Genomic DNA, 21082 nt, shown 5'->3' on the forward strand with positions numbered 1-21082 from the left:
GAGCTGCTTGTTCAGTTTTCTCTGGCTCCGGTTACTTTTACCAATGACAAGCGCTGCACGGTCGATACTGGCCTATGGCTGGACCCTTACACCGGTCAGTTCTTCAGCCTGGCTTCTGACCTGGATGTTGAACACATCGTGCCGTTGTCTTGGGCGCATGAGCATGGTGGCGCCAATTGGAGCGTCGAGCTGAAAAGGCAGTTTGCTGAAGACCCTGAAAATCTATGGCTTGTCGATGACGGCCGGAATCAGAGTAAGGGCGACAAAGGCCCTAATAAGTGGATGCCACCCTATGAACCGGTCCGAGCGATCTACGTGCAGCGGTTTATGGCAATAATGGAGAAGTATGGACTTAAGTTCTCTCCAGAAGAGTCAACTCAGATACCAGCTTTGCTGGAAGAGTAAGGGCCCTTCGGTCACCTATTATTCATGCCTACTGGGCACCCTCAGCAATAGACTGCATGCATATACAGTGTTTGGGTGCCCTTATGAAACTATCCCCTCCATTCAGCAGTGACGTCGCCTGCGGTTTCCCCTCTCCAGCAGATGATTATAAAGAGGCTGCTCTCAGCCTTGATGAACATTTAATAACTAATCCACCTGCGACCTTCATGGCTCGTGCCAATGGCGATTCTATGCAAGGCGTTGGGATCTTTGATCGTGGTGTCCTCATCATTGATCGCTCTCTTACACCTGTTCATGGCGATGTAGTGGTGGTGGCCCTGGATGGCCAGCTGACCTGCAAAATTTTGGATAAGAGGCTAGGGCGGCTAATGCCGGCTAGCGACAGGTATCAACCTATTCCCATTTGGGAGGGGCAGGAGTTGATAGTGGAAGGGGTGGTGAAAGCGTCAATTCGCTACCACCGTGGCGGTTAGCCTATGGGGCAGCAGATATCACCTGAGGAAAGAAAAGCGCCTAGAGGTATGCTGGGGGGATTTGAGAGTGATGTGGTATAGCTTTAGAAGAGTGGGGGAACAAGTGGGGGAACGGAGAAGACAGAAACAAAAAAGCCCTGATAAATCAGGGCTTTATGTTTAAAAATGGCGGTGGGGCAGGGATTCGAACCCTGGGACCTGTTACAGTCAACGGTTTTCAAGACCGCCGCTTTCGACCACTCAGCCACCCCACCAAATTGTGCTGCGCATTATACATAGCTTCGTGCTACATACAAGCGCCATTGTGATTTTTTTTAATTAGTTCAATAGGTTAGGTGGTTTATTGACCAGTCCCGACAAACACGTCGGGCATAAATAGCCGCCAATCCCAGGGGGGCTGGCGGCTCTAGTGGCTTTATTTAGCCAGCTTCTGCCGAATTGCGGTCGCTACCATCCTCGGTGGTTACCCGTGTCGTCTGGCGGGCCAGGCGCGGATCATTGGCCGGGCGGGACAGTGAGCGCGGGCTGTGAGAGATCGCTGCAGGTTGGGCGGTATCCAGTGGTTGCTGGGAGCCTACCTGGCGGTGCTCAGTCACAATGGCAAGTTCAAGCAGGGGCTTGGGGTTGATGCGAGGGTCATTGCTGGCACGGCCTTGAGCGGCGGGAGTGGTAACTTTTTCAGAAGCTTCAGCTTCTGCGGCCACAACTTCTACCTGGTCCGTAACTTCGCTGGTTTCGCTGTGCTGCTCCAGTATTTCTGCTACCTCATTGGCTTCGGACAATGCGATTTCCTCGGCATCTTCCGGTTCAGCCTGGGTTGCTTCTGCTGCAGTCAGAGTTTCTGCGGTTGGTGTTGCCTCAACTGCCAGTTCTTCTCTGGCTGGAGCTGTGCTTTCTGTTTCTCCTTGAGTCGCAGCAGGTCCTTCAGCTGGAACTTTTACTGCAGGTTCTGGCTTGGCAGCGAGAGTTGTTTGTTCTTTTTCCTTTGTGGGTGCCGGAGTCGCTTCCGTAGCAGGGGTAGAAGCCCTTTCAACTTTTGCAGTAAATGCAGCGTAGGGTTCAGCTCGCTTGGGCTCGATAGGGGCTTCCGCTGCGACCTCAGTTTTCACAGGCGCAGGTGAACGCTCAGGGATCTCTACTGCTGGCTTGGGTTGCGCTTGGGTAGATTTTGGCTTTTGTTCCCGGCGCTCGCTCTTGCGCATGGGTGTTTCGCCATGGTTTTCTGCAGTAAATTCCTTGGACTTCCTGGCTTCGCTTTCCGCTTCATCAATGGCTTCATTGACTTCGCGATTCAGCTCTTCCTGGCTCTGGGCTACGGCAGCTGCAGCAGTATTTTCTGTGCGGCGGCCGCGGCGGCGGGCCTGTGGGCGACCGCGTACATTGCTTGGGCGGCGCGCAGGGCGCTGTTCGCCGCTATCACCTGTCTGCTCAAAGGATTCGCTAGTGCTCTCGTTCTCAGCCACTACACTGCGGCTTTCATCCCGGCGGCGATTGTCATTGCTGCGACGACGACGACGGCGGCGCTGACTCTCGCCACGCTCGGCGCCGGTTTCGCGATCTTCAAATTGCTTGGTCTGTTGTTTCTCTTCCCGCTGATCTTCACGTTTGGAATCATCACGGCGATCGTCTTTACGGCGCGTAGGGCGGCCATTGCGGTTACCGCGACCACTGCGTTGGTTGCGATTACGGTTGCGGTCGCGCTGGTAATCCTTGCCGCGGTTTTTAGATTTTTGGTGCTTTTTAGGCTCTGCCTCTTCGCTCTTGAAGAGAGAGGCAATTGCAGTCATCAGGCGGTTGAACAGGCCCGGCTCTGGCTTTTTCTCCGGAGTGGGGGCAGGTGCGGTGTGGGCAATCTGCTGTACGGCCGGCTGGGCTGGAGTGCGCTGCGGCTTCTCATCTTTTTTGGTGATGGTTTCTTCCACAGTACCGGAAATCTTGTAAGAGGTTTCCAGGGTTGCGGTGTCGTCATCACGCAGACGCTGCACTTCAAAGTGCGGGGTCTCGATATCCGCATTGGGTACTACAACTACACGGGTTTTATTGCGGGACTCGATTTGGGAAATAGCCTTGCGTTTTTCGTTGAGCAGGTAGGTGGCGACATTCACAGGGGTGATGGCGCGAATTTCTGCGCTACGCTCCTTTTTGGCTTCTTCTTCCACCAGGCGGAGGATAGAGAGAGCCAGGGATTTGGTGCCACGAATAGTGCCCTGGCCGCTACAGCGGGGGCAGACGCGGAAGGTCGTTTCCCCAAGGGAGGGGCGCAGGCGCTGGCGCGACATTTCCAGGAGACCAAAGCGGGAGATGCGTCCAACCTGTACTCGGGCGCGATCCATGCTGAGCGCTTTTTCCATGCGCTTTTCAACTTCGCGCTGGTTGGATTTGCTCTGCATATCGATAAAGTCGATAACAACCAAGCCGCCCATATCGCGCAGACGCAGTTGTCGGGCGATTTCGTCTGCTGCTTCCAGGTTAATGCTGCGGGCCGTTTCCTCGATGTCTCCACCTTTGGTGGCACGGGAGGAGTTGATGTCGATGGAAACCAGTGCCTCGGTAACATCGATTACGATAGAGCCGCCGGAAGGTAGTTTCACTTCCCGCTCGAAGGCTGTCTCTATCTGGCTTTCAATCTGATAACGGTTAAAGAGGGGAATGGCATCTTCGTAGTACTTTACTTTATTTGCGTAGTGAGGCATTACCTGACGGGCAAATTCTGCTGCCAGTTCGAAGGCGCCTTTGTCGTCAACAATCACTTCGCCAATATCGTCACGCATATAGTCGCGAATAGCGCGGATGATGACATTGCTTTCCTGGAAAAGAAAATGCGGTGCTTTGGAAGTGTCCGCCTCTTCTTTTATGGCTACCCACAGTTTCAGTAGGTAGTTGAGGTCCCATTGCAGCTCTTCACCGCTACGACCCACACCTGCGGTGCGCACAATTATGCCCATGCCTGAGGGTACCTCAACGCTGGCCAGAGCATCGCGCAGTTCCGAGCGCTCGTCACCTTCAATGCGGCGGGAGATACCGCCAGCGCGAGGATTGTTTGGCATCAGTACCAGGTAGCGCCCGGCAAGGCTAACGAAGGTAGTAAGGGCGGCGCCTTTGTTGCCGCGCTCTTCCTTGTCTACCTGTACGATAACTTCCATGCCTTCTTTGACGACATCTTTAATCTTGATGCGGCCTTCAATGTCTTTGGGCTGCTTGAGGAAGTATTCGCGGGAAATTTCTTTCAGAGGGAGGAAGCCGTGACGCTCTTCGCCATAATCAACGAATGCGGCTTCGAGAGAAGGTTCTACGCGGGTAATCTTGCCCTTGTAGATATTGGCTTTTTTCTGCTGACGTGTTCGGTTCTCAATATCCAAGTCATACAGCCACTGGCCATCCACCAGGGCTACACGCAACTCCTCAGGCTGGGTTGCGTTGATTAGCATTCTTTTCATGCGTGTCGTTTTCCTTGCGTTGCGCAAAGGTTTGACACCGCTGTTCGCAGACTTGCTTGTTGGCCGCCTACCGGAGAGGACCGGAAAGCGGGGCAGGGAATTGGGTGGCACTGGCTCTGCCGCAAATTCGATCTACACGGCTTTTTGAGACGAGTGTTCGCCCATTGTTCTCACTGCAAAAACTCCGGATAAGCCTCACGATGCTGCTATCCGTTGGCGCTATTGGTTAGCACCGTTCTTCCTTAAGTACCTTTTGTTAGTACCGCCCTGTACCTGTGCCATAGGCTTCCATGGCCGGGTTGGGCGCCACCCTTCGGTCAGTTTCTAGCTGGGTGGCAAGGTTTGCGTCATCAATACGGGCTCTGTAGTTCGGCTTTTGGCCGATCTGTGTGTTCTATATTTTGTTCACCGGGCACGTGGAAGCTGGAACACCCGGGTAGCCAGTGCGGTCGCTGGCATTATTTTCTACAAAGCGGGACGCAAGTTTATGAGTCGTCCTTTCAAGCGCTGCGGGTCACGGCCCGTCTTACCTTCGCGATATTTACCCACCTAACAGTGGGCTGTTTTGCTGCTGAGGCCCCCATAGGGTTCTCGTTTTGGGAGGCACTCATCAGCTAAGTTTCTATCAATGACGCGGCATTCCCGCGCACCGGCCGAACAGCGGTATTTTCTCTGAAGCCATGGCTGTCTCTTCATGTGGGAAGTTGCCAGTGGCCGAAAACCAGCGGAATTCAGGCCGGCCGAATATAGCACGGGCAGGAGGGTGCTTCAATTGTCCCTGCTGCGGCGCTATGATGCGCGTCATGCGAAGTATACCTCCCCAAAAACCGGCTGAGGCCGATAGCCCCTCTGATACCTGGAACCCTTCTGGCGGCGTGCAGTTTTTAACTGTGCCGGATGAGTTGGCAGGGCAAAGGATTGACAACTTTTTACAGGCGCGCCTTAAAGGTGTGCCCCGTTCAAGAATCTATCGAATCCTGCGCAAGGGTGAGGTAAGAGTAAATAAAGGACGGGTTAAGGCGGAATACAAGTTGGTGGCGGGGGATGTGGTGCGTGTGCCGCCAATCCGTGCAGCCGAGCAAACTCCGGCCCCTGTTGCAGGAGAGCAGCTGCGCCAGCTGGTGAAAGAATCCATACTATATGATGATAATGGGTTAATGGTGATCAATAAGCCTGCAGGCCTTGCGGTGCATGGCGGCAGTGGCGTGCGCCTCGGCTTGATTGAGGTGTTGCGGCAGATGTATCCGCAGAGTCGCTTTATAGAGTTGGTACACCGTCTCGACCGTGATACTAGTGGTGCCATTATGGTGGCGCGCAAGCGTGCCGTTTTGCAGCATGTGCAGTCAGAATTGCGTAACGGCCAGATAGGCAAGTCTTATCTGGCGCTGGCCGTGGGCAAATGGCCTCGAGGTCGGCGGTTGGTTGAGGCTCCCCTGCGTAAAAACACCCTAAAGAGTGGGGAGCGTATGGTGTCAGTACACCCTGAGGGTAAGCCCTCAGAGACACGCTTTCAGTTGCTTGAACGTTTCAAGGCGGCCACTTTGGTTTCGGCGGTGCCAGTGACCGGGCGTACTCACCAGATCCGGGTTCACGCACAGTTTGTGGGTTGCCCTTTAGCTGGGGATGCTAAATATACCCCAGATGACACAAACCGGGAGTTTCGCTCCCGCGGGCTAAAGCGTCTGTTTCTCCACTCCGCTTCGGTCCGTTGTTCGCTCCCCAGCGGTGAGAGGGTGCATGTTGAAGCGCCCCTGCCCGGCGAGTTAGAGGCGTTGTTGAAGAAGTTGCGGGAAGAATAGGTCTGCTGGTTGTATGTTGGTTATTCTCGATTGGGATGGCACAGTTTGTAATTCTGAGTCGCGTATTGTCGCTTGCATGTTGCGAGCGGCTGAGCGGGTAGGGTTGCCGGTCCTGGCACCTGAGGCGGTAAGCAATATTATCGGACTCGGCCTGCCAGAGGCTGTGGCAACACTTTTCCCTGAAGCTGTAAGTGAGGATAAGCTGGCTTTGCGGCAGTTTTACTCAGAGGAGTGGATGGCTGCGAGGGTGGAACCCTTGCCGCTTTTCAATGGGGTGTTGGATACCCTCGATAAGCTGCTTTGTGCCGGACATCAGCTGGCAGTGGCGACAGGTAAAAGTCGCCGGGGCCTCAATCGCGAGTTCAAAGAGCATGGAATGGGGCATTTGTTTGTCGCTAGTCGCTGTGCCGATGAGACTGCCTCCAAGCCTGATCCACTGATGCTAAGCGAGTTGCTGTCTGAAACCGGCCATAAGGCTGAGGAAGCTGTCATGGTTGGTGATACGGTTTACGATTTGGACATGGCAGCGGCTATTGAGATGCCGTCCATCGGTGTTAGTTATGGCGCCCATTGCCCTACCAGGCTGCAGGAATGTCGGCCCAAGGCCATAATTGATGAGTTCTCAGGCCTGCTTAGCTGGCCGCCTTTGGTTCCCTAGTTGCTGGTGCTAGTGGGCTGATGCCGAATTCACCAAGGAAATCTACCAGGCGAATCAGGGGGAGGCCCACCAGAGTGTTGATATCTGAGCCCTCTAGTTTTTCAAAGAGCGTGATACCTAGCCCTTCAACTTTGAATGAGCCCGCGCAATCGTAGGGCTCCTCCAGATCTATATAGCGCTCTATCTGCTCCATACCGAGCTGGCGGAAGTAAACGGTGTAGATTTCTACTGAGCTCAGTTGTCTCTTGGTCGTACTGTTAAGCACGGATAACCCGGTAAAGAAGGTAACTTTGTTGCCGGAGCAGGCGCGGAGTTGGGTGATTGCCCGTTCGCGGTTACCTGGCTTGCTCAGGATGCGGCCATTGCACTCTGCTACCTGATCGGAGCCAATAATCAGCGATTGAGGGTTCTTTGGCGCCAGTGCGTGAGCTTTTTCCTCAGCGAGCCTCAGGGCTAAAGCGTTGGCACTCTCCCCGGGTTTTGCCTCCTCATTTATCTGGGGTGCAATATGTTCAAAGGAGAGGTGCAATTGCCCTAGTAATGCTCTGCGGTAGGGGGAGCTTGAGGCCAGTATCAGTGAAAGAGACATTCCAGGGGGTGTTTCCGTAATTGATTGGTCGAAGTTTGTGACCGCGCGATACTGCAGCGCCTTAATTGTTTTGACAAGGGTAGAGTGAGTCCATAGAATTGCGCGCTTATGTCGATAGCCCCCTCAAAATCAGTATTACCAAAGAGCATTGATGCTCGGAAATTGGTGCAGCGTGAACAGTATTTAGACGGTATTTTGCCGTGGGAACCACTGGATCGACTGCGTACAGCCGTGGAATCTGTGGATGGGGAGGTCGTGTCTGAATTGCAATTTGGGCGCGATCTGCAAGGTCATCTCACTGTAACCGGCAAAGTGTCGTGTACTGTTGAGCTGCTGTGCCAGCGCTGCCTGCACCCAGTGCGTGAGCAGATTGAGGCACAGTTTTGCTGGGGTATCGTTTGGTCTGAGGAGCAGGGTAAAGCCCTCCCCAAGGATCTGGATCCGGTGATCCAGGAAAGCGAGGAGCTAAACCTGCACCAGATCCTTGAAGATGAAATTTTGCTCAATCTGCCGATGGTGGCTTATCACGATGAGGAATGCGTCTCCAGGGACAGTTTTCATATTGGTGAGGAGAAAGCGGAGGCGGGTGAGCAACGAGAAAACCCCTTTAAAGTGCTGGAGCAGTTGAAGGGTTCTTCGGGTAAGTCCTAGATTTATCCGAGGAGTTTGGGCTCGCCGGTAGGCGCCCCGGTTCCAGTGAAATTTGTTTATTTTAGGAGCTAGCAATGGCTGTTCAACAAAACAAGAAGACTCGTTCCCGTCGCGGCATGCGCCGTTCTCACGACGCCCTGGGTGCTGGTGCAACTCTCTCTGTGGACCCTACCACCGGTGAGAAGCATCGTCGCCACCACGTGACCAAAGACGGTTTCTACCGCGGTCGCAAGGTGATTGAAATCGGCGGCGGCTCCGAAGAAGAGTAAGCCTTGTCCAGCCAATTGCGATTGGCCGTGGATGCAATGGGCGGGGACTTAGGTCCCCGCTCTGTCGTTCCGGCCTGTATTAGATTTCTTCAAAATTTCCCCAATGCGCAGCTGAAGTTATTTGGTCCTCGCGCGCAGCTTGAGACTCTGATCCTTGAGTTTCACAAAACCCGATTTTCTAACCGTCTTGAAATAGTCGATTGCACCCAGGTTGTTACGCAAGAGTGTAATCCGCTGCAGGCCGTGCGACGCAAGCGTGGCTCCACTATGGCAGAAGCCTTGAAGGCGGTTGCCAGTGGTGATGCCCAGGCTATGGTTACCTCGGGAAATACCGGCGCGCTGTTGGCCCTGAGTCGTAGCATACTGGGTAATATTGATGGCGTTCGAAAGCCCGCGCTGGGCAAATCGGTCCCTTCCGGCCACGGCTCCTGCTATCTTTTGGACCTCGGTGCGAATGTTGGTTGTAGCGCGGAAGATTTGTTGCAGTTTGCGCGTATGGGTATTGAGGCTCAGCACATTCATACGGCTATCCCCCGCGAGAGTATTGAGGTCGCTTTACTGAATATTGGCTCGGAGGCACACAAAGGGACTGCTGAGATTCGTCGCGCTTCAGAGCTGCTTGAGGCGGATCCAGAGGTCAACTATGTGGGCTTTGTGGAAGGGCACGACATATTTACCGGTTCTGTCGATGTGGTTGTCTGCGATGGGTTGATGGGAAATGTGGCGATGAAGTCCGCTGAGGGTGTGATTCGACTAATGGGTCAAAAAGCGTTCACTATCGAGAAAAAGGGGTGTTTCAAGCGTTTTTTTGGCCAATTAGCCATAAAGCTGTTGCGAAAATGGCGTACACAGGTGGAACCCGCTCGCTATAATGGCGCCAGCTTTGTAGGGGTGAAGGGCAACGTGATCAAAAGTCACGGAGGAGCCAGTAGCGAGGCTTTTTACCGGGCAATGGTGACGGCGAAGGAATGTGCTGATGCCAACCTGGCCGCCAAGGTTGGTGCCGCTATGGCCCAGGCTGGCGAGCGAAACTCAAAGGAAATGGGGTAGGAAGTACGTTCCCCCTCCTACTGAAATTTGCCAAATAGGTTTAAGGATATCTTATGACCAATGCTGCGCTTGCATTTGTCTTTCCGGGGCAGGGATCTCAGAAGATCGGTATGCTTTCTGAGATTGCTCAAGAGGCTCCCGAAATCCAGGCCACTTTCGCCGAAGCTTCAGAGGTTCTTGGTTATGATCTGTGGGATCTCTGCCAGAACGGTGAGCAAGAGGCGATCAATCTCACTCAGCGCACCCAGCCTCTTCTTTTGACTTCCAGTGTAGCCCTGTATCGCCTGTGGCGTGCCCGTGGGGGAGCCCAGCCTGCTCGTATGGCGGGGCATAGCCTGGGGGAGTGGTCTGCCCTGGTTTGTGCTGGAGTGCTGGTCTTTAAAGATGCAGTGCATCTTGTTCGGGAGCGCGGTCGTTTGATGCAGGAAGCGGTTCCTGTGGGTACAGGTGCTATGGCTGCAGTGATAGGTCTCGAAGATGAGGCTGTGGAAGCTGCTTGTGCCAGTGCTGCAGAAGGTGAGGTGGTTTCCGCTGTAAATTACAACTCTCCTGGGCAAATAGTGATTGCCGGCAATAGCGCAGCGGTTGATCGTGCTATAGAGGCCTGCAAGGCTGCCGGCGCTAAGAAAGCAATGCCCCTGCCGGTAAGTGCCCCGTTCCACACAGAGTTGATGCGCCCAGCGGCGGAGAAGCTTGCTCCCCAGATTGAAGCGGCGGGATTTAACACACCTGAAATTCCGGTTGTGCACAATGTGCATGCGGGAGTTGAATCAGATCCTGCGGCAATTAAGGCTCTAATGATTGAGCAAATCTATCGCCCGGTACGCTGGACTGCATGTACCCGCAAGATTATCGCCGATGGCGCTGCGCAGTTGGTTGAGTGTGGGCCAGGCAAGGTGCTGGCTGGACTGACAAAGCGTATTGATCGCAGTGTTGCTTGCCACAACATCGACAGCCCCAGTAATTTCAATGAGGCACTGAGAGCTACAGCGGTCTGAGTAGTGTTTTGGCGACTGCCATTGGTTGAATAAGGATAAAGCGAGTATGAGCCTAATGATTTCCCTGGAGGGCAAAGTAGCCCTGGTTACCGGTGCCAGCCGCGGTATTGGTGCGGCAATTGCAGATATGTTGGGTAGCCTGGGGGCAACAGTGGTCGGCACTGCCACCAGTGAAGGCGGTGCTGAAAAAATTAGCACGCGCTTTGCTGAAAAGGGCATCAAGGGAGCTGGTATGGTGCTTGATGTTACCAGTGCGGAGAGTATTGCCGGACTTCATGCTGCCATAAAGAATGACTTTGACGTGCCAACGATTTTGGTAAATAACGCAGGTATCACTAAAGATAACCTGCTGATGCGCATGAAGGACGATGAGTGGGATTCTGTTGTTGAAACTAACTTATCTGCAGTTTTTCGTATGACCAAAACCTGCTTGCGGGATATGACCAGGGCTCGCTGGGGGCGAATTATTAATATCAGCTCTGTAGTCGGTAGCATGGGTAATGCCGGACAAAGCAATTATGCGGCTACTAAAGCGGGTGTTGCTGGTTTTGCGCGGTCCCTTGCAGCCGAGATTGGTTCTCGTGGAATTACCGTAAATACTGTGGCTCCGGGTTTTATTGATACAGATATGACCAAGGTGTTGCCAGAAGCTCAGCGCGAAGCGCTACTTGGTAAAATCCCCTTGGGCCGTCTTGGTCAGCCCGAAGAAATCGCATCTGTGGTAGCCTTCCTGGCAAGCGATGCCGGAGGATATGTCACTGGTGAGACAATTCATGTCAATGGCGGCATGTACATGACCTGATGTTTGTTTAAAAATACTTCTTTAACTCATTGATTTTAGGAGTATTTTGTTATTTGCTGATGGTGGTGCAGGGCCGTACATTACATCCCTAAAAACTTGGGGTACAATGGCCTCTGAATTATCCAAAAGCTGTGTGAGCCGGTCGTTATCACCGTCAATTAAGTTGGTGAAATAACAATAACGACTAAAACAGATTTTTACCCACTAGGAGTTAAATTGAATCATGAGCAGCATTGAAGAGCGCGTTAAAAAGATCGTTGCTGAACAACTGGGCGTGAAGGAAGAAGACGTAAAGCCTGAAGCCTCTTTTGTTGAAGATCTGGGCGCGGACTCACTCGACACAGTTGAGCTGGTTATGGCTTTGGAAGAGGAATTCGAAACTGAAATCCCTGACGAAGAAGCCGAAAAAATCACTACTGTTCAGCTGGCAATGGATTATATCAAGGACAACCTTGGTTAATTCCTGCTGGGTAGTTTAGGCGCGAACAGCATAGTGTCTGTACGTAGCCAAGCGATTCTGAGAGCCGTTCTATGTTACATAGCGCGGCTCTCTTTTTATGAGCACTATGGAATTGTGACTGCTGGCCGAATGTTGTTTCCCTCACCGTACGGGGGGAGTGCAGCGGCCGCAAGAGTTTCGGGGGGACCGCAGTGTCGCACAGAAGAGTTGTTGTAACCGGAATGGGCGTAGTCAGCCCGTTGGGTAACACCGTAGGAGAAACTTGGTCTGGCATTCTGAAGGGGGCCATTGGCGCAGCTCCGATAGAAACCTTTGATGTTTCAGCTTTCTCAACCCGCTTTGCAGCTACGGTAAAAGATTTCGATCCCACTCCTTATATGCCCGCGAAAGATGCGCGCAAGATGGATACTTTTCTGCAATACGGTTTGATTGCAGGTATCCAGGCTATGCGGGATAGTGGTCTGGAGGTGAGTGGCGAGGGTGCCCAGCGCATGGGGACCTGCATTGGCTCCGGAATGGGTGGCATTATGGCCATCGAAGACAATGCGATGTTAATTGCGGAGAAGGGACCTCGCCGCGTATCGCCTTTCTTTGTGCCTGGTGCCATTATTAATATGGTCGCTGGTAATCTGTCTATTAAGTACGGCCTGCGTGGGCCGAACCTTGCGGTGACCACGGCGTGTACAACAGGCACTCATGCGTTGGGCCTTGGCATGCGTACGATTCAGTATGGTGATGCCGATGTGATGGTGTGTGGTGGTGCAGAAATGGTGACCACTCCTGTCGGGCTCGGTGGATTCTGTGCAGCTAGGGCGCTCTCGACACGTAACGATGATCCCCAAACTGCCAGCCGTCCTTGGGACAAAGGCCGGGATGGTTTTGTTCTGGGTGAGGGGGCTGCAGTACTTGTGCTGGAAGAGTATGAGCATGCCAAAGCACGTGGTGCGAATATCTATGCGGAATTGAGCGGTTTTGGTATGAGTGGTGATGCCCACCACATGACGTCGCCACCGGAAGATGGTGCGGGTGCGGCGCTATCTATGCAGAATGCGCTCAAGGATGCAGGCATGAATGCTGATGAGATCCAGTATATCAATGCCCATGGCACCTCCACTCCTCTGGGGGATAAAGCGGAAATCGAGGCTGTTCAGAAGGTTTTTGCAGGTAACACTGAAAAACTAGCTGTTAGCTCCACTAAGTCTATGACAGGTCACCTTTTGGGCGCTGCCGGTGCGATCGAAGCGGTATTCTCTGTGTTGGCGCTACGTGACCAAATAGCCCCGCCCACGATGAACCTCTATGAACCAGATGAGGCGTGCGCCGATATTAATTTAGTGCCCCAAGAGGCGCAGCCAACAGCCATTGAGTCTGTGTTATCCAACTCCTTCGGGTTTGGTGGCACTAATGGCTCGCTGATTTTTAAGCGAATCTGACCCTGCCTGCCCGCCGTAGGGCGGGCAACTCTCACCCCGAGGAGAGTATGTCCAAGTTGCCGCAGTTCTACCGAAAAGGGCGCCGGGCTAGCGAACTGGTGCCCGATAGTGACTATGCAAATGGAATCCTCGAAACCATGCGTTGTCACAACGGAAGTCTGCCGCTGTGGTCTCTACACCGATCTCGGCTGGTACGCAGCTCTGCCCTCAGCGCACTGCTTCTTTCTGATATTGACCGCTTTATTAAAAAATTGGCTGCTAAATGTAGTCAAAATGCAGCAGTTGCACGACTTCGTGTAGGGTTTGTCGATGGGCGTGAGTGCTGGGACTTAGCTTTCCTGCCCCTGGTGCGCGGTCTTGAAGAGGAGCTTGGTGCTCGCCTGTATCCTTGCCGCACTAGGCTGCTCAGCTCGGAAAGTAAGAACTTGGGCTGCAAATTTTTGGATCGCAGTCGATATAATGCTGCGAGAGCCGAGCTGCCTGATGGTGAACGCCTCGACGGTTTGATATTTGATGATTCGGGCCGAGTAATTGAGAGCCTGCGCTGTAATCTCTTGGCGAGATTTGGAAATACCTGGGTAACTCCAAATTTGACCAGGTGTGGTGTTCATGGGGTTATGCTGGATTGGCTTTCCGGTCATATCCGGTGGCAGGAGCAGGATATGAACATCGAGACATTTTGTGAGGCAGATGAAGTGGTCCTGTGCAACAGTGTTCGCGGAGTAATACCTGTTGTCGAGATTATTGGCTATAAAAGTTGGTCGATAGGACCTGGTGCGCGGAGGTTACAGCAGTTGATCGTGGAAGCATTGTGGTGAAGAAAAAGCGGGCCGGCGCCCTCGGTAAGTTATGGAAGGCCTTTTTTGCCAGCGTTCTCCTGGCGTGCGTGCTGGTGGCAGCTTCTGCATGGGTGCTGCAGGCAGCCTTGGCGACACCGCTTCAGCTGCAGGAAAGCGGTTTACAGTTGCAGGTAGAAAAGGGCGGTAGTCTTTCGAAAACCCTCCGGGAGTTGAAGACCAAAGGTGTAATCAACTGGCCGCGCCTGGTTCTCGCCTACGCCTACTGGGAAGGTAAAACCGATATTCACTCCGGGGAATATCTGGTGCCCCACGGTAGTACTGCTATGGATCTGATTGCGCGCCTGAATAGAGGAGAGGTCACCAGTTACCGGGTGACTCTGGTTGAGGGCTGGACGTTTCGACAAGCCCTGGAAAAAATCAGGTCCGGGCGGAATATTGTAAAATCTGAAGCGGGCAGAACTGTCAGCGCTGCAGCTAAAGCACTGGGGCTTGACGAAGGCGCTGTGGAAGGGTGGATCTTCCCGGATACTTATGTTTACCGATCCGGTACTACCGATATCGAACTCCTGCGAGAAGCTTATGAGCGTATGCGGCAGGTTCTCGAGGAAGAGTGGCAGGCTAAAGGGGATGACCTTCCTTACAAGTCCCCCTACGAGGCATTGATTATGGCTTCGCTGATAGAGAAGGAAACCGGGCAGCCTTCCGAGCGCAGCGAGATTGCGGGGGTTTTTGTTCGCCGGTTGCACAAGGGAATGAGGTTGCAGACAGACCCCACCGTGATTTATGGGCTGGGAGAGGATTATGATGGTAATCTCACCCGCGCCCATTTGCGCCAATCAACTCCTTACAATACTTATGTAATCGATGGGCTTCCACCTACACCGATTGCTTTGCCTGGACGTGCAGCTATTAGGGCTGCATTAAACCCGAAGCCGGGCAGGAGTCTTTACTTTGTGGGGAAGGGGGATGGCTCCCATCATTTTTCGACAACTCTGACAGAGCACAACCGTGCAGTGCGAGAGTATCAGCTGAAGCGACGAGCGGATTACCGCTCCAGTCCAGCAAAAGGAAATTAGTTACAGTGTCGCGCGGAAAATTTATAACCCTGGAAGGGGGTGAAGGTGTTGGTAAATCTACCAACCTGAAATTTATTACCCAATGGTTAACAGACCGTAATATTCCGTTTATTCAAACCCGTGAGCCTGGCGGTACGCCTTTGGCAGAACAGTTGAGAGAATTGCTCCTGGCGAAGCGTGAAGAGCCTGTGAATCCGACCGCTGAGCTGCTGATGGTGTTCGCAGCACGTGCCCAACATCTGGCCCAGGTTATCCTACCTGCGCTGGAGCGTGGTGAGTGGGTAATCTGTGATCGCTTTACAGATGCCACTTATGCGTACCAGGGTGGTGGTCGCCAACTGGACCGGCCACTGATTGAACAACTGGAAAATACTGTACAGGGTACATTGCGTCCCGACAAAGTATTGCTTTTGGACCTCGATCCGGAGATTGGCTTGCAACGAGCAGCGAATACCGGTGCTGCCGATCGTTTTGAAAGTGAGCATTTGGGCTTCTTTCAACGAGTGCGTCACGCCTATCGCAAACGTGCCGAGGCTTCACCTTCCCGCTACGCCATCATTGACGCCGGACAGCCCCTGCAGCAGGTCCAGCGGGATCTTGGCCAGGAGCTGGAGCGCCTGCTGATTTGATTCGGATATCCGCTTTCTTTGGCAAAGTGGGCGTGTTCATTTAAAAAAATTTCCTGGATCTAAACTTGGCAATTGTCAGTGTCTGAAACATTTCAACATATACCTATCCCCGAGCTGTTGCCCTGGCAGGCCTTGCAGTGGCAGCGCATTGGAGCCCAGTGGCGGGCAGGGCGCTGCCCACATGCTTTACTGCTAACAGGGCAGGCTGGCCTGGGTAAACGCGCATTTGCTGAAGCTTTTTCTGCGTTGGTGTTGTGTGAACAACCGCAGGGTGGCCAGGCTTGTGGAGGCTGTAAAGATTGCCGCTTGTGGCAGGCTGGTTCCCACCCAGACTTCCTGAGAATAGAACCGGAAAAAGCCGGTTCTCCACTTAAGGTGGAGCAGGTTCGCCAATTGGGTGATTTTGTCTCGCGGACTAGTGGCCGCGGTGGGGCGCGGTTGGTCTGGCTGGCACCGGCGGAAGCGATGAATATCAATGCTGCTAATGCCCTGCTAAAAAATCTTGAAGAACCGGCGGCATCGGTTATTTTTTTGCTGATTAGTGATTCTCCTGCTGGGCTGTTGCCAACGATCCGCAGCCGTTGTCAGTCGATTACTTTTCCCTCTCCAGCAGAGGAAGTGGCTTTGCAGTGGCTGCACAATCAAGGCCTGGAAGAACAGCTGGCACGGCGTGCGCTGGCTCTGTCTGGTGGTGCGCCCCTGTTGGCGGCTGAGTTGGCAGAGCCCCAAGCCCGTGAAGTACGTGAAAAGTTCCTGCGGGAGCTCACGAGTATTGCTGAAGGGCGCACCAGTGCTGTTGCAGTTGCCGGGCGTTGGGAGGCTCCTCCGGAGTGCACAGAAATAGAGCAGCTTCTGCAGTTTTGGCAGCAGTGGATCTCGCAAATGGCCCAGGTACGCAGTTGTGATTTGACCGGTGATGCCCAATTAATGGCGCTTTTACAGCGTTTACCTGGTGGTGGGGAGGAGGGTTTGCGTCCTCTCTTTGGGTTCTATGATCACCTACTGCAAGCGCGCAAAGGGTTAAAGAGCGGGGCTAACCCCAATCGTCGCCTGCTGCTTGAGGAGTTGATGATTCGCTGGGCAAGGCTCTTTACTGTCTAGTGCCGCTTTTCAGTAGGTTGCAAATTTATAATTACAGGTGCGAAAAAGATGAAAAAGCGCTGTTTCTGGACAGAATCAGTACGCTCAGATAAGTTAGCGCATCATTGAAGAACATTGAGGTTGAGCATGAAAGCCATGGGAGGCGGTGCCCGCAACGGCATCCTATCGCTGAAGATTCAAGACAAGTCAGTTCTCTACGCGGCTTATATGCCCTTTGTGAAGAATGGTGGCTTATTTATCAGTACCGATAAATCTTACAGTCTTGGCGATGAAGTGTTCCTGCTGCTGAGCCTAATGGATGAGCCGGAAAAGATCCCGGTGGCAGGTAAGGTGATTTGGATTACTCCGAATGGAGCCCAGGGTAACAGAACTCCCGGGATTGGGGTTCAGTTTGGCGATAAAGATAATATTGCGCAAAACAAGATAGAAACCTATTTGGCCGGTACGCTTGAGTCCAGCCGACCCACTCATACGTTGTAACTTACACATGCTCGTAGATTCTCACTGTCACTTGGACAGGTTAAAGCTCGATAAATTTGATGGTGACCTCGATGCGGTGCTTGAATTGGCGCGCGATCGTGGTGTTGGTAAGTTCCTTTGTGTTGGCATCAGCCTCGATAATGCCGACGCAGTTGTTGAAATCGCTTCTCGCTACCGCGATGTTGTCTGCTCGGTAGGTATCCATCCGCTCGATGTGGAATCTGGTTTGGCCGGTGTTGACAAGTTGATAGCAATGGCCGAACGTCCCAATGTGGTAGCGTTGGGAGAGACCGGCCTTGACTACTATTACAGTACAGAAACCAAAGATGTTCAGCAGCAGAGTTTTATCGCTCATTTACAGGCTGCAGGGAGTGCGCAATTACCGGTAATTGTGCATACCCGCGATGCACGTGAAGATACTATCGATTTGATCCGTACACATGGAAACCTGGAAACAGCTGGTGTACTGCACTGTTTCACCGAAAACTGGGAGATGGCAAGATCCGCCTTGGATCTTAACTACTACATCTCTCTGTCTGGTATTGTCACCTTCAAGAATGCTGGGGAGCTGCGCGATGTTGCGCGTAAGCTACCACTGGACCGCTTGCTGGTGGAGACTGATTCTCCTTACTTAGCGCCGGTTCCCTACCGGGGCAAAGCCAATATTCCAGCATATGTGCGTGAGGTGGCAGAATTTATTGCCGAGTTGCGTGGCATCCCCTACGAACAGCTGGCTGAAATAACTACAGAAAACTTTTTCAGATTATTCCCGCGGGCAGCCTAGCCTGATCCCGACTATAGGAAGTACCCGAATGATGAAGCAGCAGTTGCAGGTCATGCTGACCCTGCAAGATGAAATTAATACCGTGGTCAATGAAAATTGGCGGGCCCAGAATTTTGCCTGGTACCGGGCGATCTGGGTAGAGAGTGCAGAGTTACTTGATCACTATGGCTGGAAGTGGTGGAAAAAACAACAGCCGGAAATTGACCAAGTAAAGCTTGAGCTGGTAGATATTTGGCACTTTGGTCTTAGCCTGGAGTTGCAGCAGGGGTCACCTGAGAAAGTGGCTGAAACTATGCTGGGTGAAATAGAAAAGGGATTGCGGGCCCCAGGTGATTTTCGCGAGAACCTGGAATCTTTCACGCTCAATACTTTGGCCAGTAAGCAGTTCGATCTGGGTGGTTTTGCACAATTACTTGCAGATGTGGCAATGCCCTTTGCTGAACTGTACCAGCGATATGTTGGCAAAAATGTACTCAACCGTTTTCGTCAGGATAACGGTTATAAAGAAGGCACTTATATAAAGAACTGGGCTGGTCGAGAAGACAATGAACACCTGGCAGAAATTGCCGGGCAGCTCGATCCTTCTGCGGCGGATTACAGTGACCAGGTCTATTGCTCTCTACAAGAGCGTTATCGAGAAATTGCACTGGCATAATCGTTCTTTTAATGCGTTGGTTGGACGATAAAGAAATTCACCAAGAAATTGAGCCAGTAATTCTATCGCTTGAGGTGAAATTTGCACACGAGGCCCTATAATGCGGCCGCTTACAAACGAGGAGAACTATCGTGAAAGCACCTGTTCGTGTTGCTGTTACCGGCGCCGCCGGTCAGATCAGCTATTCGCTGCTGTTCCGTATTGCTTCCGGCGAGATGCTGGGTAAAGATCAACCAGTTATTTTGCAGCTGTTGGAAATCACTCCGGCATTGGAAGCGCTAAAAGGCGTTGCCATGGAGCTCGAAGACTGTGCTTTCCCGCTGCTCGCGGGTATTGTACAGAGCGATGACGCTACTGTTGCGTTCAAAGACGCTGACTACGCTCTGCTCGTAGGTGCGCGCCCCCGTGGACCGGGCATGGAGCGTAAGGACTTATTGGAAGCCAACGCTGCAATTTTTTCCGCGCAGGGCAAGGCCCTGAACGATGTTGCCTCTCGCAACGTAAAAGTTCTGGTTGTTGGCAACCCGGCTAATACCAATGCCTTGATTGCCCAGCGCAATGCGCCGGACCTGGATCCACGCAATTTTACCGCTATGACCCGTCTGGACCATAATCGCGCATTGTCGCAACTGGCCAATAAGACTGAGTCCAGTGTTAATGACATTACCCACATGACCATCTGGGGCAACCATTCCTCCACTCAGTATCCAGACCTTCACCAGGTTAAAGTATCTGGCACCCCGGCAATGGATAAAGTGGAGCAAGACTGGTACGAGAACGACTTTATCCCAACCGTGCAGCAGCGCGGTGCCGCTATCATCAAGGCACGCGGTGCATCTTCTGCCGCTTCCGCCGCTAACGCCGCTATTGACCATATGCGCGATTGGGCGTTGGGTACTGCTGAAGGCGATTGGACCAGCATGGCTGTTTACAGCGATGGTTCCTACGGTATTCAAGAAGGTTTGATTTACTCCTTCCCTTGCACCTGTAAAGGCGGCGACTGGGAAATCGTGCAAGGTGTAGAAATCAACGAATTCTCCCGCGAGAAAATGGCTGCTACAGAGCAGGAGCTGGCGGAAGAGCGTGATGCAGTAGCTCACCTGCTGCCATAATCGCAATGAATTGACAGCCTGTCGTTAGACAGGGTGGCATTAAAAACCCGCACAGCTAGTGCGGGTTTTTTTATGGTGTGACTTAAAGGTTGAACCAATGAGTCGCCCGCCGGATGTGGGCTTGGGATGCTGGCACTACACTGATTGTTAAGTGTTTGTCGGAAGCGTTTGCTATGGTCACAGAAGTCGGCCGCCACTCCTCCCGCTGTGCCTGTATTCTCTTACAGCCGAATCAATCCCTGTCGGTTTCTGGCAACTTATGGGTGTTTTTCTCTCTTGTTGCAGTCTCCTTGGGCATTAGCTTTGCCTTTGCCTTTGCTGGAGCCTGGATGATCCTGCCATTTGCCGGCCTTGAGATCCTGCTGTTGGGGGTTTTGTTTGCCTACGTGTGCATGGAGGGAACACGTCGTGAGGTTATACGAATTAATAATGAGCAGGTGGTTTTTGATTGCTGTAAGGGCTTTAGGCAGCAGAGTGTTTACCACCGCGAGTTTTCCCGAGATAAGCTGGCCCTTCTTGTTCGTATGGGGGCGAGCTCCGCTGAACCGGCTAAAGTGAGCTTCAGTGGGCCTGAGGGCTGCCTGGAAGTGGGGGAGTTCCTCACTGATGCGGAGAAGGCTGAGCTGGTACAGAAGCTGGGTCGGATCGGTATCATTGCTCGCAAGGAGCAGGAGTTTCACTTGCGTCAATTCTGATTTCTCAGCAGTACTGGCGTCCTCCCTATCCACTTTTCGATATAATCCCCGACATTATTTGTAACTACTCCCCAGGGGATTTCTTATGGCTTTTCCCAAAATCGGCAATTTAGCACCGGCTTTTACTCTTACCAACCAAAGTGGTGAGAAGGTTTCTCTTAAAGACTTTCGTGACAAAAGTAATGTTGTGCTTTATTTCTACCCGAAAGCTCTGACGCCAGGTTGTACCACCCAAGCCTGTGGTATCCGCGATAGTAGTAGTGACTTTGAAAAACTTAATACTGTGGTTCTCGGAGTCAGCCCGGATCCAGAAGCCAAGCTGCAACGTTTTATCGACAAGCACGAACTCAATTTTGACCTCCTGTCTGATGAAGATCATAAGATCGCGGACAAGTATGGCTGCTGGGGCTTGAAGAAATTTATGGGTAAGGAATACATGGGCTTGATCAGAACTACCTTTATTATTGATCAGACCGGCCGCTTGCGTCATATCATTGATAAAGTCAAAACCAAGACTCACAGCGAGGATGTCCTTAACTGGATTGGGGAGAATCTTGATTAGTTAATTCGGCGCAAGTGATAGTTTAGCGGGTGCTCTGGGTGCCTCTGGGCCCTGCTTTTTGGTGTTTGGCATGGAAAACGAGCACTGCAGCCATGTATTTCTGCCCTATACAGCACAATAAGATGAAAAAAACCGCTGTCGTCCCTTGCATTCTCAATTCTTGG

The 21082-nt window shown here is 52.6% G+C and carries 24 protein-coding genes and 1 tRNA gene; 21 read left to right on the plus strand and 4 right to left on the minus strand.

The window, feature by feature from the left end; genetic code table 11:
• Positions 1–108: 108 nt before the first annotated feature.
• Positions 109–405: a GmrSD restriction endonuclease domain-containing protein gene (locus G367_RS0121275; protein WP_483819020.1), complete on the plus strand. Its 297-nt coding sequence runs from the start codon at positions 109–111 to the stop codon at positions 403–405.
• 83 nt (positions 406–488) lie between these two features.
• Positions 489–878 (plus strand): LexA family protein, encoded by a 390-nt coding sequence (locus G367_RS0121280; protein ID WP_026305309.1) that lies wholly within the window; start codon positions 489–491, stop codon positions 876–878.
• A gap of 166 nt (positions 879–1044) precedes the next feature.
• Here the strand turns inward: G367_RS0121280 and G367_RS0121285 are convergent.
• From G367_RS0121285 to G367_RS26290, 3 genes are all read right to left on the minus strand, one after another.
• Positions 1045–1132: transfer RNA gene (locus G367_RS0121285), tRNA-Ser, on the minus strand.
• A gap of 165 nt (positions 1133–1297) precedes the next feature.
• Entirely contained in the window at positions 1298–4315 is a 3018-nt protein-coding gene (gene rne / locus G367_RS0121290) for a ribonuclease E (protein ID WP_020415195.1), read from the minus strand.
• A gap of 625 nt (positions 4316–4940) precedes the next feature.
• The gene (locus G367_RS26290) at positions 4941–5120 is read right to left on the minus strand and encodes a hypothetical protein (protein ID WP_157533707.1); all 180 of its coding nucleotides are present in this window, start codon (positions 5118–5120) and stop codon (positions 4941–4943) included.
• Between G367_RS26290 and rluC the strand changes: the two genes are divergently transcribed.
• Together rluC and G367_RS0121305 are read left to right on the plus strand one after the other, a co-directional pair.
• A complete protein-coding gene (gene rluC, locus G367_RS0121300; RefSeq protein ID WP_157533708.1) occupies positions 5119–6114 on the plus strand; it encodes a 23S rRNA pseudouridine(955/2504/2580) synthase RluC in 996 nt (331 codons plus the stop codon). The two genes, G367_RS26290 and rluC, sit on opposite strands and share 2 nt — an antisense overlap.
• A 13-nt stretch (positions 6115–6127) precedes the next feature.
• A complete protein-coding gene (locus tag G367_RS0121305; protein ID WP_020415198.1) occupies positions 6128–6772 on the plus strand; it encodes an HAD-IA family hydrolase in 645 nt (214 codons plus the stop codon).
• Here G367_RS0121305 and G367_RS0121310 read toward each other — a convergent pair.
• Complete coding sequence (locus tag G367_RS0121310) at positions 6747–7361, minus strand: Maf family protein (RefSeq protein WP_020415199.1); 615 nt, start codon at positions 7359–7361, stop codon at positions 6747–6749. The genes G367_RS0121305 and G367_RS0121310 overlap by 26 nt on opposite strands.
• Before the next feature lie 108 nt (positions 7362–7469).
• Here G367_RS0121310 and G367_RS0121315 point away from each other — a divergent pair, with 108 nt between their 5' ends.
• From G367_RS0121315 to bcp, 17 genes are all read left to right on the plus strand, one after another.
• Positions 7470–8012, plus strand: a complete 543-nt coding sequence (locus G367_RS0121315) for a YceD family protein (protein ID WP_020415200.1) — start codon at positions 7470–7472, stop codon at positions 8010–8012.
• Between the two features lie 74 nt (positions 8013–8086).
• The gene (gene rpmF / locus G367_RS0121320; protein ID WP_020415201.1) at positions 8087–8281 is read left to right on the plus strand and encodes a 50S ribosomal protein L32; all 195 of its coding nucleotides are present in this window, start codon (positions 8087–8089) and stop codon (positions 8279–8281) included.
• A 3-nt stretch (positions 8282–8284) separates the two neighbouring features.
• On the plus strand, positions 8285–9331 hold the full coding sequence (gene plsX / locus G367_RS0121325) for a phosphate acyltransferase PlsX (protein WP_020415202.1): 1047 nt from the start codon (positions 8285–8287) through the stop codon (positions 9329–9331).
• A gap of 53 nt (positions 9332–9384) precedes the next feature.
• Positions 9385–10329, plus strand: coding sequence for an ACP S-malonyltransferase (gene fabD, locus G367_RS0121330; protein ID WP_020415203.1), 945 nt, complete (start codon positions 9385–9387; stop codon positions 10327–10329).
• Positions 10330–10375: 46 nt separating this feature from the next.
• Positions 10376–11131 (plus strand): 3-oxoacyl-ACP reductase FabG, encoded by a 756-nt coding sequence (gene fabG / locus G367_RS0121335; protein WP_020415204.1) that lies wholly within the window; start codon positions 10376–10378, stop codon positions 11129–11131.
• A 223-nt stretch (positions 11132–11354) separates the two neighbouring features.
• Positions 11355–11591, plus strand: coding sequence for an acyl carrier protein (acpP, locus tag G367_RS0121340; RefSeq protein ID WP_020415205.1), 237 nt, complete (start codon positions 11355–11357; stop codon positions 11589–11591).
• A 191-nt stretch (positions 11592–11782) separates the two neighbouring features.
• A complete protein-coding gene (gene fabF / locus G367_RS0121345) occupies positions 11783–13024 on the plus strand; it encodes a beta-ketoacyl-ACP synthase II (protein ID WP_083922843.1) in 1242 nt (413 codons plus the stop codon).
• Positions 13025–13071: 47 nt separating this feature from the next.
• Entirely contained in the window at positions 13072–13842 is a 771-nt protein-coding gene (locus G367_RS25400) for an aminotransferase class IV (RefSeq protein WP_020415207.1), read from the plus strand.
• Positions 13839–14900: an endolytic transglycosylase MltG gene (mltG, locus tag G367_RS0121355; RefSeq protein WP_020415208.1), complete on the plus strand. Its 1062-nt coding sequence runs from the start codon at positions 13839–13841 to the stop codon at positions 14898–14900. The genes G367_RS25400 and mltG overlap by 4 nt, the downstream gene beginning before the upstream one ends.
• Before the next feature lie 5 nt (positions 14901–14905).
• Positions 14906–15529 (plus strand): dTMP kinase, encoded by a 624-nt coding sequence (tmk, locus tag G367_RS0121360; protein WP_020415209.1) that lies wholly within the window; start codon positions 14906–14908, stop codon positions 15527–15529.
• A 78-nt stretch (positions 15530–15607) separates the two neighbouring features.
• The gene (locus tag G367_RS0121365) at positions 15608–16630 is read left to right on the plus strand and encodes a DNA polymerase III subunit delta' (RefSeq protein ID WP_020415210.1); all 1023 of its coding nucleotides are present in this window, start codon (positions 15608–15610) and stop codon (positions 16628–16630) included.
• A 126-nt stretch (positions 16631–16756) separates the two neighbouring features.
• Positions 16757–17110: a PilZ domain-containing protein gene (locus tag G367_RS0121370; RefSeq protein ID WP_020415211.1), complete on the plus strand. Its 354-nt coding sequence runs from the start codon at positions 16757–16759 to the stop codon at positions 17108–17110.
• Positions 17111–17117: 7 nt separating this feature from the next.
• On the plus strand, positions 17118–17894 hold the full coding sequence (locus tag G367_RS0121375) for a TatD family hydrolase (protein ID WP_020415212.1): 777 nt from the start codon (positions 17118–17120) through the stop codon (positions 17892–17894).
• A gap of 28 nt (positions 17895–17922) precedes the next feature.
• Complete coding sequence (locus tag G367_RS0121380; protein WP_020415213.1) at positions 17923–18549, plus strand: dUTP diphosphatase; 627 nt, start codon at positions 17923–17925, stop codon at positions 18547–18549.
• A 131-nt stretch (positions 18550–18680) separates the two neighbouring features.
• Positions 18681–19661 (plus strand): malate dehydrogenase, encoded by a 981-nt coding sequence (locus G367_RS0121385; protein ID WP_020415214.1) that lies wholly within the window; start codon positions 18681–18683, stop codon positions 19659–19661.
• Between the two features lie 173 nt (positions 19662–19834).
• A complete protein-coding gene (locus G367_RS0121390) occupies positions 19835–20356 on the plus strand; it encodes a DUF2244 domain-containing protein (protein ID WP_040629442.1) in 522 nt (173 codons plus the stop codon).
• An 85-nt stretch (positions 20357–20441) separates the two neighbouring features.
• On the plus strand, positions 20442–20918 hold the full coding sequence (gene bcp / locus G367_RS0121395; RefSeq protein ID WP_020415216.1) for a thioredoxin-dependent thiol peroxidase: 477 nt from the start codon (positions 20442–20444) through the stop codon (positions 20916–20918).
• Positions 20919–21082 lie beyond the last annotated feature (164 nt).

It is taken from the genome of Microbulbifer variabilis ATCC 700307, assembly GCF_000380565.1.
In the GTDB taxonomy this organism is placed as follows: Bacteria; Pseudomonadota; Gammaproteobacteria; order Pseudomonadales; family Cellvibrionaceae; genus Microbulbifer; species Microbulbifer variabilis.